Source organism: Staphylococcus saccharolyticus, assembly GCF_900458815.1.
Classification (GTDB): domain Bacteria; phylum Bacillota; class Bacilli; order Staphylococcales; family Staphylococcaceae; genus Staphylococcus; species Staphylococcus saccharolyticus.
Genome location: NZ_UHDZ01000001.1, coordinates 1,041,890 through 1,055,634 on the forward strand (window position 1 = coordinate 1,041,890; position 13,745 = coordinate 1,055,634).

General features: G+C 32.1%; 7 protein-coding genes and 2 pseudogenes. 7 read left to right on the forward strand and 2 right to left on the reverse strand.

Annotated features, from left to right (window positions below; all coding sequences use genetic code 11):
• The first annotated feature begins 13 nt into the window (after positions 1–13).
• The 6 genes from DYE57_RS05185 (at position 14) to ccpA (ending at position 9,600) form a co-directional block, all read left to right on the forward strand.
• Positions 14–3,805: a DNA translocase FtsK gene (locus DYE57_RS05185; RefSeq protein WP_115313116.1), complete on the forward strand. Its 3,792-nt coding sequence runs from the start codon at positions 14–16 to the stop codon at positions 3,803–3,805.
• 20 nt (positions 3,806–3,825) lie between these two features.
• On the forward strand, positions 3,826–5,139 hold the full coding sequence (murC, locus tag DYE57_RS05190; protein WP_115313117.1) for a UDP-N-acetylmuramate--L-alanine ligase: 1,314 nt from the start codon (positions 3,826–3,828) through the stop codon (positions 5,137–5,139).
• A gap of 77 nt (positions 5,140–5,216) precedes the next feature.
• Positions 5,217–5,708: a DUF948 domain-containing protein gene (locus DYE57_RS05195; protein ID WP_115313118.1), complete on the forward strand. Its 492-nt coding sequence runs from the start codon at positions 5,217–5,219 to the stop codon at positions 5,706–5,708.
• 74 nt (positions 5,709–5,782) lie between these two features.
• Positions 5,783–6,970 carry a hypothetical protein gene (locus DYE57_RS05200; RefSeq protein ID WP_115313119.1) on the forward strand — a complete coding sequence of 396 codons (1,188 nt, stop codon included), beginning with the start codon at positions 5,783–5,785 and terminating at the stop codon, positions 6,968–6,970.
• A 242-nt stretch (positions 6,971–7,212) separates the two neighbouring features.
• Entirely contained in the window at positions 7,213–8,304 is a 1,092-nt protein-coding gene (locus tag DYE57_RS05205; RefSeq protein WP_115313120.1) for a bifunctional 3-deoxy-7-phosphoheptulonate synthase/chorismate mutase, read from the forward strand.
• 303 nt (positions 8,305–8,607) lie between these two features.
• Positions 8,608–9,600: a catabolite control protein A gene (gene ccpA, locus DYE57_RS05210; protein WP_115313121.1), complete on the forward strand. Its 993-nt coding sequence runs from the start codon at positions 8,608–8,610 to the stop codon at positions 9,598–9,600.
• A gap of 161 nt (positions 9,601–9,761) precedes the next feature.
• On the opposite strand, the pseudogene DYE57_RS05215 reads toward ccpA, so the two are convergent.
• Positions 9,762–10,917 (reverse strand): annotated as a pseudogene (locus tag DYE57_RS05215) (acetoin utilization protein AcuC).
• A 69-nt stretch (positions 10,918–10,986) separates the two neighbouring features.
• On the reverse strand, positions 10,987–11,619 hold the full coding sequence (locus tag DYE57_RS05220; RefSeq protein ID WP_115313122.1) for an N-acetyltransferase: 633 nt from the start codon (positions 11,617–11,619) through the stop codon (positions 10,987–10,989).
• Between the two features lie 154 nt (positions 11,620–11,773).
• Here DYE57_RS05220 and acsA point away from each other — a divergent pair.
• Positions 11,774–13,397, forward strand: a pseudogene (gene acsA, locus DYE57_RS12690) (acetate--CoA ligase).
• Positions 13,398–13,745: the final 348 nt, after the last annotated feature.

Sequence of the window (13,745 nt, forward strand, 5' to 3'; positions counted from 1 at the left end):
AGGTAGTGAAATCATGAGCTGGTTTGATAAATTATTTGGCGAAGATAATGACTCAAATGATGACCTGTTAAGAAAAAATAAAAAAAAACGACAGGACAACCAATTAAAACATAATAATCAAGATTCATTACTGCCTCAAAACAATGATATTTATAATCGCCCTAGAGGTAAATTCCGGTTCCCAATTCAGGTATCTGAACATTCATCGACATATGATAAAGTTGAGCAACAAGAAGATAATGATGCAATGTATCATAATTCTTATGCTTCAAGTAAACATGTTAACAATTACGATAGCACACATGGTGCAGATTCAACTGGCCGAAGACATCGACGACGACGTCATACACAAAGTGAGTATGAATCAGCACGTCATCAGCCAGCTAATGAATCTAGACGTAACAACAACAATAATTCTACTCGACACAATCATTTAAATCGATATGCAAGACATGCAGAACAATCTCGAATAAAATTACAATCAGAACGATTGAAAAGTAGTCATAAGTCGAGTAATAAGGCAAGTTCTGATTTTACATATCATCATAATACTGGCTTTAAGTCAAGTGAAGTTCCTTCGGCAATTTTTGGAACGAAAAAAAGACGTCCAATTGAAAATGGTGTTATTCCACCTATCACAGATGGTAATAATGAAAAAAGTGATGGAAAGACTAATAATGACCAAAGTTTTTCTGATTCAGAACATCAAACGGCAGATGTAGATTCTGTTAAACCATCAGTCGAAAATGGACGCAATACTGTTGTTCAAACACGTCTTAATGGTGGAACATCACCGGTCAACAAAAATCATGTAACTTCATCAGACAAATCTAAAAAAGAGAATCATACTTATCAGACTAAGAGTCGAACACCTAACTATTCTAAGAGAGATAATACGATTAATATAGAGAATATTTACGCATCACAAATTGTTGAAGAAATTAGACGAGAAAGAGAACGTAAGGTGCTTCAAAAGCGTCGATTTAAAAAAGCTCTACAAGAAAAACGACAACAAAATCAAAGTTCTAATGAAGATAGTATTCAAAGAGCTATTGATGAGATGTACGCCAAACAAGCGCATCAATATACAGGTGAAAGCTCATTAGATGAAGATGTAGAAACCAATCACGATATAGATGATAAAACTGAAACTAATAAACAAAGTAATGAACAATCTACAGATTTTGAAAAAGATGAAATAGGTGCTTCTTCTTTTAATTATGAAGAAATAAATTTAAATGACTCGCACCATCTTAAGCAAATTAATGATGAGGAAGTGCAAGTTAACGGCACTCAAAAAAACAATAGTCTCACAAATCAACATGAGAAAATGCAACAAGAAGAAATTGAAGACGCTCAATTTCAAGAATTAGATGATAGTCAACAACCAAATATCAATTATTTATCTTCAGAGGAATCTGATGACAGCCTTGATAAAGACCAAAGTTCATCTCAACCTTCTTATAATGGCGCTGTTCAAATGAGTGTTGATAATGAAACTGAATATGCAAAACAAAAGCAACATGATAAAAGTAAAAGTGAGACTCAATCCGGGTCTAATCATTCACTAGATAGTTATTCTGAACATGATATTTCTAACTCACCTTTAGAAAATAGACATCTAGATGGACATCATCATTCAACATTAAGTGACAAAGGCCAAGACATTGAATTATCTAAAAGTATAGATGACAACACTAACGTAACATCAAATAGTGATACTAATATAAAGATTAGTGATTTGGTTTCAGAACCGTTACAAAGTGAAAATGATAAAATATCAAATACTCATCATGCTTTGTATACGAGCGAGATGTGTCATACTCAACCAAATAAGAGTCAATCACACATTGAATCACAATCATTAACAGACAATGGGTCCTCTCAGAATGCCATTGAACGAAAACAACAACGTTTTGGTGGTAGTCAACCGTTTAATGTGATGATGACACCTTCTGATAAAAAGCGCATGATGGATAGTAAACAAACACTAAGCGTACATGTGCCAGAACTAAAACCAGAGCAGTCATATTCTGATCAACATAATGAAGAAAGATTTATAAGCGAAACTAAAGGAGACATTTCAAGTAGCAAAAACAATCTAGACAACGGCGTAAATGAACAACAACAAGACGATGATATTGAATTAGATGAAAATAACTATTCTAGTATTGAAGATTCTGAGGAGATTCATAAACAATATCAATCTTCATCTAATCACAATGATTATCAGCAAAAAAATCATTCAGATTTTCATTTTACTAATAAAGAATCTGATAAAAGTAACCATTCAAATCATATGAACCACCAAACACGAAATGATTCAATCAAACATCAATATCCTATTACTCAATCTTATCAAGATAAATCTGATAAAACTCAGTCAATACAGAATCAACGGATTAGAAAAGGTCCTAATATTAAATTACCAAGTTATGATTTATTAGAAGAACCTGAACCACATGAAGTCAATCAAGAATGGATTGAAGATAAGAAACAAGAATTAAATGATGCATTATATTACTTTAACGTACCAGCTGAAGTTAAAAATGTAACTGAAGGACCTAGTGTAACAAGATTTGAATTGTCGGTGGAAAAGGGTGTCAAAGTGTCAAGAATTACAGTATTACAAGATGATATTAAAATGGCATTAGCTGCTAAAGATATTCGAATAGAAGCGCCAATTCCAGGAACAAGTTTAGTGGGGATTGAAGTACCAAATCAGAATCCAACTAAAGTTAATTTAAGATCAATTATCGATACTCCAAAGTTTAAAAATACAGAATCTAAGCTAACGGTAGCAATGGGTTACAGAATTAATAATGAGCTCTTATTAATGGATATTGCTAAGACACCCCATGCGCTTATTGCTGGTGCAACGGGGTCTGGTAAGTCAGTTTGTATCAATAGTATATTAATGTCTTTATTATATAAAAATCATCCTGAAGGATTGCGTTTGTTATTAATTGATCCGAAAATGGTTGAATTAGCACCTTATAATGATTTACCACACTTAGTTTCTCCAGTTATAACAGATGTTAAAGCTGCAACACAAAGTTTAAAATGGGCAGTAGAAGAAATGGAGAAACGCTATAAATTTTTTGCTCAATATCACGTTAGAAACATCACTGCTTTTAATAAAAAGGCACCATATGAGCAAAGAATGCCAAAAATTGTTATAGTTATTGATGAGTTAGCAGATTTAATGATGATGGCACCGCAAGATGTAGAACAATCTATTGCTCGTATTGCTCAAAAAGCACGTGCGTGCGGTATTCATATGTTAGTTGCTACACAAAGACCTTCAGTAAATGTTATCACAGGTCTTATTAAAGCTAATATACCTACTAGAATTGCATTTATGGTCTCATCGAGAGTAGATTCTAAAACTATTTTAGATAGTGGTGGCGCTGAAAGATTATTAGGCTATGGCGATATGCTCTATCTTGGTAGTGGTATGAATAAACCTATTCGTATTCAAGGTACGTTCGTTTCTGATGATGAAATAGATGAAGTTGTAGATTTTATTAAACAGCAACGTGAACCTGAATATTTATTTGAAGAAAAGGAATTATTAAAGAAAACACAAACTCAAGCACGAGACGATTTATTCGATGAAGTGTGTGAGTTTATGGTTAATGAGGGAAATATTTCTACTTCACTTATCCAACGACATTTCCAAATTGGTTACAATAGAGCAGCAAGAATTATAGATCAATTAGAACAGTTAGGTTTCATTTCAGGTGCTAACGGATCAAAACCAAGAGATGTTTATATGACTGAAGCGGATTTAAATAAAGAATAAATTGAGTAAGGAGTATTAAAATGACGCACTATCATTTTGTCGGAATTAAAGGTTCTGGCATGAGTTCATTAGCACAAATTATGCATGATCTTGGTCATGAAGTTCAAGGCTCAGATATAGAATCTTATGTATTTACGGAAGTTGCTCTAAGAAATAAAGGGATTGAAATTTTACCTTTCGATTCCAACAATATTAAAGCGGATATGGTTGTTATTCAAGGTAATGCTTTTTCAGATAATCATGAAGAAGTGATAAGAGCACATGAGTTGAAGCTTGAGGTTATTAAATATCATGATTTCCTTGGGCATGTCATTGATCAATATACATCAGTCGCTGTCACTGGTGCCCATGGGAAAACATCCACAACCGGTTTACTTTCACACGTTATGAATGGTGATAAAAAGACATCATTCTTAATTGGTGATGGAACAGGAATGGGCTTACCTGGCAGTGATTACTTTGCATTTGAAGCATGTGAATATCGTAGACATTTTTTAAGTTACCATCCTGAATATGCTATTATGACTAACATCGACTTTGATCATCCAGATTATTTCAAAAATATTGAAGATGTATTTGATGCTTTTCAAGAGATGGCACATAATGTTAAAAAGGCGATAATTGTATGGGGTGATGACGAACATTTACGTAAATTAGAGGCTGATGTTCCAATCTACTATTATGGATTTAAAAACTCTGATGATGTCTATGCAAAAAATATTCAAATTACTGAACAAGGTACACAATTTGATGTATATATAGATGGTAATTATTATAATCAATTTTTATCACCGCAATACGGTGATCATAACATATTAAATGCGTTATCAGTGATTGCGATAAGTTATTTAGAGAATATGAATGTTGAAAATATAAAAGAGGCGTTAATTACTTTTGGTGGTGTGAAACGTCGTTTTAATGAAACAAAAGTGTCTAATCAAGTATTAGTAGACGATTATGCACACCATCCAAGAGAAATTAGTGCTACAATTGAATCAGCACGTAAAAAATACCCTCATAAAGATGTTATTGCTGTCTTTCAACCTCACACTTTCTCTAGAACTCAAGTATTTCTTGAAGAGTTTGCTGAGAGTTTGGATAAAGCTGATCGAGTATTTCTTTGTGAAATCTTTGGATCTATTAGAGAAAATACAGGTGATTTAACAATACAAGATTTAATTAAGCGTATTGACGGCTCATCACTTATAGATGAAAATAGTATTAACGTATTAGAAAAATTTGATAATGTTGTTATTCTATTTATGGGTGCAGGTGACATTCAAAAGTTATTAAAAGCTTATATAGAACAATTAGGCGTAAAAAATGACTTTTAATATGTTTACGATAAAACATGATGGGTATTAAATATTAATGACTTTTATTTTATGGTAATTAGGAGGCGTTTTTTATAATGGATTGGATTTTACCAATTGCAGGAATTATTGCTGCGATAGCGTTCTTAATTTTATGTATTGGTATCGTTGTTGTTTTAATTTCTGTTAAAAAGAATTTAGATTATGTGGCTAAAACACTTGATGGTGTTGAAGGTCAAGTACAAGGGATTACTCGAGAAACAACAGATTTACTTCACAAAGTGAATCGCTTAACTGAAGATATTCAAGGTAAAGTTGATCGTTTAAACTCAGTTGTAGATGCTGTTAAAGGTATTGGCGACTCAGTTCAAACTTTAAATGGATCTGTAGACCGAGTGACTAACTCAATTACGCACAATATTTCTCAAAATGAAGATAAAATTTCTCAAGTTGTTCAATGGTCAAACGTCGCAATGGAAATTGCTGACAAATGGCAAAATAGATACAACCGTAGAGGAAGTGCAAATTACAAAACAAACACTGTAGCAGATGATGCTAAACGTAGTTATACTTCACGTGTTAACAAATAATTAATACTAATGAATTATGCACTTAAATGAGGCTTTTACTTATTTAAGTGCTTTTGTTTTAGGAGGAATGGTCGATGGAACATTATAACCGAGATAAATATGAGAGAAGTCATACGGGTGAAGATTTATATCATCGCTCTTCACGTTATGCATCCGGTTCACCAAAACGTAAAGATTTTGTAGTAAGCTTTATAGCTAGTGCTATTGTTGGTTCAGCTTTAGGTTTATATTATAAAAACAGAGTATATAAAAAGACAGATGATTTAAAAGAAATACATAATAAAGTTTTAGATTATAAACACCAAGCAGAAAATACAGTTCATACTGTTAAAGATAAAGTAGAAAATCTTAAAAGTCGTTCTAATAAAGGTTTGACTGCAGAAGAATTACAAGCTCAAAAAGTAGCAATTCAAAGAGAAGTAAGTGATAATAATCTAACTGACGAATCACCAGAAGCACAAGAAATTCAAGCAGTTAAAGCTGAGACACAATCTAGTAAGCATTCTCAAGAAACATCTTATATTTCTAAAGATAAACAACCTACAGCTAAAGAAGTTGCAATAGCACAAACTGCTATTAAAAAAGAATCTAGTGATAATAATCTGGCAAGTCCTACCGTAACAGAAGGACAAAACGAAGATAAAGTATCTCATTCACAAGCTGAGAATTTAGCTTCTGCTGCTCAGACTAAAAAAGATAAAATCAATAATGATAGTCAAGTAGCTAAAAATACTAAAGATTTAATGCAAGAAGAATCTATCGCGCAAGCTTCAAATAAAACTGTTCCTAATTTAGTAACGAATAATGAAAAGGATGCACAGTCATCAAATGAAGATTCATTTGCAATGAGACTAGCGCTTGCAGCTAAAACGAAAAAATCGAAGTTAACTAAAGGTTCTAAAGAATCTCAGCTCACAGAATCGTTATTAAAAGAACCTGCGATTGCACGAAATAGCATTAAAACTGTTCCTACTTTGATAACTGAATCTAAAACTCAAAAAAGCAAGATAACTCAACAACAAAATCCTACTAAGGATAAAGATAAAACAGTAACTTCAACTCAGGATGTAGCAACGTTTGATAATGGTGTAATCACTCACGAAAAAACAACAAAAGTTCAAAAAAAATCTACAAAATCTACCACTAAGGTAAATAACAGCGCTAAAAAGCAAACCAATACACCTAAACAAAACAATAGAAATCAGAAACATAAAGTTGAGAAAACAGATAGTAAGATTGAAAAAAGAACATTTAATGATTAAATAGTATGGTTATAATTTATTCATTTTCAAGTGATAGCAATACAGTCATAAAGTTGATTGTATTGCTTTTTTAATTGTAAAATAGTACTTGACAATTTTTAAATGTATCAGATAGAATCCTAATAATATATTTTCTGAAAATGCAAAATTTTCTGTAAATATATACTTGAACATTAAAATTTAAATTGTTAAAATGAGGTCTGAATACTATTTACGCAATTATATCCTAGAGGTGAGTAGAAATGACTAATAAATTAGATCAATATAGGAAAGAAATTGTCTCTTTAAATGACCAGATCTTAGATTTGCTTTCTAAAAGAGGGGAATTAGCTCAAAAAATTGGAGAAGAAAAAAATAAACAAGGGATACAAGTATATGACCCTGAACGTGAAAAAGAAATGATTAATCAACTATTAGATCAGAATAAAGGTCCATTCAATGATAATGTAATAAAACAGTTGTTTAAAGAAATTTTTAAAGCCTCTACTGATTTACAAAAATCAGAGAACGAAAAACATCTCTATGTTTCACGTAAACTAAAACCTGAAGATACAATTGTTAAGTTTGATAATGGTGGTATCATTGGAGATGGAAATAAATCATTTGTTTTTGGTCCTTGTTCTGTAGAATCACAAGAGCAAGTCGATGCTGTAGCTAGTGATTTACAAGCTAAAGGCGAAAAGTTTATTAGAGGCGGTGCATTTAAACCTCGAACATCTCCTTATGATTTCCAAGGTCTTGGCGTAGAAGGATTAAAAATTCTTAAAAATGTCAAAGATAAATATAACTTAAATGTTGTTAGTGAAATTGTCAATCCAAATGATTTCGAAATTGCTAATGAGTTTTTAGATGTATTTCAAATTGGTGCGCGAAACATGCAAAACTTTGAATTATTAAAAGAAGCTGGACGCACTAATAAACCTATCTTGCTAAAAAGAGGTTTATCTGCAACTATTGAAGAATTTATTTATGCAGCTGAATATATCGCATCTCAAGGTAATAGAAATATTATATTATGTGAACGTGGTATTCGTACATATGAAAAAGCAACAAGAAACACACTAGATATTTCTGCAGTACCTATCTTAAAACAGGGAACGCATCTACCGGTAATGGTTGACGTTACGCACAGCACTGGTAGAAAGGACATTATGTTACCTACTGCTAAAGCTGCTCTTGCGGTTGGTGCTGATGGTGTAATGGCTGAAGTTCATCCAGATCCATCTGTGGCACTTAGTGATGCTGGTCAACAAATGGACTTATATGAATTTAATCATTTCTATAATGAACTTAAGCTGTTAGCAGATATGTACAATGCAAAGACATTAAAATAATTTTAAATAATGACAACACGTAAACAAACTACTTTAATTCTTATTCACAAGAATAATAAAGTAGTTTGTTTATTTTTATTACACAAAGAATTTCTTAAAAGTAAAAAAGAATGAGAAAAATAATACACTTGTCAAAAGATAAAATGTTGAAGAGTTACACTAAAAATGAATTGTACGTCACTTTCTAACATAATTGTGACAAAGTTATAAATTTATTTCACAATCTTTATAAATATGATAAACTTTGAAAATGATATGAAAACACGATATAATAACAAATAAAACGTTTACAAGGAGGAAATTATGACAGTAACTATTTATGATGTAGCAAGAGAAGCTCGTGTATCGATGGCAACCGTGTCTCGCGTTGTAAATGGAAATCAAAATGTAAAACCTGAAACTCGAAATAAAGTTAATGAAGTCATTAAAAAACTTAATTATAGACCTAACGCAGTTGCACGAGGGCTTGCAAGTAAACGTACAACAACAGTGGGTGTAATTATCCCCGATATTTCTAATGTGTATTATTCTCAACTTGCACGAGGACTTGAAGATATTGCTACTATGTATAAGTATCACTCAATTATTTCAAATTCCGATAATGATCCTGAAAAAGAAAAAGAAATTTTTAATAATTTACTAAGTAAGCAAGTAGATGGGATTATTTTCTTAGGTGGTACAATTTCTGAAGAAATAAAAGGCCTAATCAATCAATCTTCAGTTCCAGTTGTGGTTTCAGGTACAAATGGTAAGGACGATCACATTGCCTCAGTTAACATTGATTTTAGACAAGCAGCTGAAGAAGCTACTCAACATCTTATTGAAAAAGGTGCTAAGAAATTCTCTTTAGTAGGCGGAGATTACTCTAAAAAAGCGCAAGAAGATGTGCTTATGGGTCTTAAAAAAGTCTTAAATCAAAATGGTTTACAATTAGATGAATCTTTACACTTATCTGGTAAAGAAAGTTATAAAGCAGGTATAAAAACGTTTGAACAATTAGAAAGTAATATGCCAGATGCAATATTATCAATTAGTGATGAGCAAGCAATTGGTATTTTACACAGTGCGTTAGATGCAGGTGTTAAAATTCCAGAAGATTTACAAATTGTTAGCTTTAATAATACACGTTTAGTTGAAATGGTAAGACCACAGTTATCAAGTGTTATTCAACCTTTATATGATATTGGTGCTGTAGGTATGAGACTTTTAACGAAGTATATGAATGAAGAAGAAATTGAAGAACCAAATGTTATACTTCCTCATAGAATAGAATATCGTGGAACTACTAAATCATAAAACTTCAGAAGGATAAGTTATATTTATCTGTAAGTACTTTAATAATTTTCTTAGTAGATAACTAAATGGGGGTGAGACTGTGAATTCAGAATGGATTCTGTCGCATTCCCATCCTTATTTTATAGTAATAATTATTTTGTCTCATTCACATATTTTTCATATCAACCTGCAACTTGCATAGCAACTCGAGCATTTTTTGATATTTCATGGGTACGAGATATAAATGTATAATCATTTAGATGGTCTTCCCATTTCTTAGGTAAAGCTGTTGGACTATAAAGTTTCCATTTATTAACCCATGAAAGTGGCAAATAGCCTTGTTGGATAGGTTCACCAACTAGACTTAAATAAACATGACTCCATGTTCGTGGTACAACTCTCCAAATATTGTAACCACCTCCACCGAACATGATGAGTTTATCGTTGCAATAATGTTGTGCTAAGTCTCTTATAATATAAGGTATGGAATATAAGCTATTTAATGAACAACTCATATGTGTTAGGGGATCTCTATAATGAATATCAACACAATATCAACACCATGAACACTTAATATGATGTCAGGTTTAAAAGCGGCTACCACAGGTTCAACAGTAAGTTTGAACGATTCTAGGTAAGAGTCATCTTCTGTGAACGGTTCTAAAGGAACATTTACTGTGTAACCGTAACCTATATCTACACTACGCTCAGTAAATGACCGGAGCCAGGAAACAGAAATTTACCTGTCACATGAATGGAATAACACATCACTTTATTACTAGTATAAAAACTCCATTGCGTTCCATCACCATGATGAGCATCCGTATCTATAATCATGACACGTTGATTATAATATGTTTCCAAATATTGTGCTGTAACAGCTACGTCATTGTAAATACAAAATCCATTTGCGCGACCTGGTTGTGAATGATGTAAACCACCACCTAGATGACAGCCATTATTTAAAGATTGATTCATAATAGCATCAGCTAAATTTAATGCACCTCCAACAATACGAGCACTATGACGATGCATATGTCTAAACTTTAAAGTATCATCACTATTGAGTCCATATTTTCTAGCTTCATCTTCACTAAGAATTCCGTGGGAAGCATGTCTAATAGCTTATACATAATCATATTTATGGATTAATGCCAGTTCATCATCTGTTGCAATACGTGGTTGAATAAGATTATCTATGTTTAAAAAATGCGCATCTATTAAGAGTTCAGTAGTTAATTTAAGTCTCATTTGATTAAAAGGATGCTCGTTATGAAAACGATATTTTAAAATTTCATCAGAGTATACGTATCCTGTCTTTATATTGTTTATTGTCATAATACTCCCCCCCATATCAATTCAAAATTGTCTAAAATGACATGATTTAAGATTCCCGTAAAGAATAACTTAAAAAAAGAATTTATTTTGATACCTTATATCACCAAAAGATTGCTGTTGTTCTAAATTAATACTTTTTCCTATACGTGCCATTAAACAATTTGCAGGATGGCTAGTAATTTCAGGATCGTCAGTAGCAAAAACTTCAAGACCGCCTTTAGCCATGAGCTTTTGCATCAAGTTTTTATATTCAAAAACATCAATTCTTGCATAGTCTAAATCCCAGTGCCAGTAGTATTCTGTAGTTAAAATAATATAATCTTCAAACTCATTTGCAGATAGACTTGTTTTAATAAGATGACCTCCGAGATGTAAATGTCTAAAATTAGAACATATCTCTATAGCTCCTAGTTTGATAAGATAAGGTAGATGACCTTTAGACCAACCTTCAAACTTATCAGGGTAGTGATAAGTGACATACCCAATAATATGTTTAGCTTTGCGTATAATATAAACGCGACCTTCAGGTAATAAAGTAATTTCTAAAAGAGCGCGAAATTGATTTTTAGGTAATCGAAAAGAAGAAAGTTGATCATCGAACGTAAGCGATTTCAAAAAAGAGTGCGAAACAGGTCCTTCAATAATATAATCTTCGCCGTCGACAGAAATATTTTCATTAACATATGTTTTTACATCTCTCATGTCGTCATCTCCTTTGATAGCTTTATTATATCTATATAAATTGTAATTGAACAATAAAGTAGTCAATGATACACAAAAAGTTTTGAATAATTTGAAAACTATATGTATAATTGCTTAAAAGAAAGCGTTTTTACATACAAAGAGGGAGATAAATATGAAGGTCAAAGTATATAAGAGTGAATCAGGTAATTACAACTTAGAAGATTATACAAAATCATATGTACATTTTGATTGGAAAGAAGTTGAGAAGTCTTTCGCATGGTACCACACAGGAAAAATGAATATGGCTTATGAATGTATTGACAGACATGTTGATAATGGTAAAGGGGAAAAAGTTGCATTAAATTATAAAGATTATCGACGAAATGAATTTTATACATTCAATGAATTGCAAAAATTTTCGAATCAAGCAGCTAATGTGCTAAAAGATAAAGCTGATGTTAAAAAGGGCGATCGAGTCTTTATTTTTATGCCACGTATACCTGAATTATATTTTGCATTTTTAGGAATATTAAAGATTGGAGAATCGTAGGACCATTATTTGAAGAGTTTATGGAAAAGGCAGCCGTAGATAGGTTAGAAAATAGTGAGTCTAAGGTGCTCATAACTAATAAAGCACTGTTATCACGTATTTCTACAGATAAGCTACCTAAATTAGAAACTATTGTTGTTGACAATAATGTTGATTTTAATAAAGAGATGAAAGATGCTAATGAAGCATTTAATATTGAATGGCTTGAACCTGATGATGGATTTATACTTCCGGTTCAACAGACCAGCCTAAAGGTGTATTACATGTTCAGCAGGCGATGCTACTACATTTCATTTCTGGTAAATATGTTTTAGATTTTAAAGAAAATGATGTCTACTGGTGTACAGCTGATCCGGGGTGGGTTACTGGTACTTCTTATGGTATTTTTGCACCTTGGCTTAATGGTGTAACTAATTGTATAGCTGGTGGATGTTTTTCACTAGAACAGTGGTATAGTATGATTGAAGAATTTAAAGTGACGGTGTGGTACACTGCACCTACTGCCTTACGTATGTTGATGAGTGCAGGAGATGATATTGTAGAAAAATATGATTTATCTTCAGTTCGCTCTATTCTTTCTATTGGGGAACCATTAAATCCAGAAGTTATCAAATGGGCCAAACATGTATACAATCAACGTGTACTTGACACTTGGTGGATGACTGAAACCGGTGGCCATATGATATAAAGGCAGCTATTATTGACAATGAAGGAAATGAACTTCCACTAATATAGAATGGGAAATTTAGCTATTAAGAAAGGTTGGCCATCTATGATGAAAACAATCTGGAAGAATCCTGAGAAATATGACTCTTACTTTATAGGTAATTGGTACGTCTCGAGAGATTCAGCATATAAAGATGAAGATGGTTATTTTTGGTTTCAAGGTCGTGTGGATGATGTCATCATGACCGCTGGTGAAAGAGTTGGACCATTTGAGGTTGAATCTAAACTAGTTGAGCATAAAGCCGTAGCTGAAGCAGGTGTCATAGGAAAGCCAGACCCTGTTAGAGGGGAAATTATTAAAGCATTTGTATCATTAAGACAAGGTTATAAACCTACAAATGAATTAGAAGAAGATATACGAAAGTTTATAAAAGAAGGTTTGTCTGCACACGCGGCGCCACGAGAAATTGAATTTAAAGATAAATTGCCAAAAACACGTTCATGTAAAATTATGAGACGTGTTCTTAAAGCATGGGAACTTGATTTAGATGCAGGCGATTTAAGTACAATGGAAGATTAAATGTGATAAAGAGGGAAACGATTAAATTTTAATATCAGCTGACACTTGTATTAATGATATATTTTTGTGTGGTTAGTCACTTTAAATTAAAGATAATTATAGAATAGGCAAATTCAATGAGTATGTAAACAATTGAAGACCTTTTTGGACTTATCATTAGAATTTGTCTGTTTTATTATTAAGTCTAAAAAGGCGATAAATGATGTTGTAAAATAGTAGTGGCTACTATTAAAAGAAAAATGATTCATTAGATGAAAGCAACTATAAATAACGAACATTAAATGTATAAAAAAGAAAATCATTCGACATTTCATTATGAGTCAGTTATTATAGTGCTTATAAGATGAT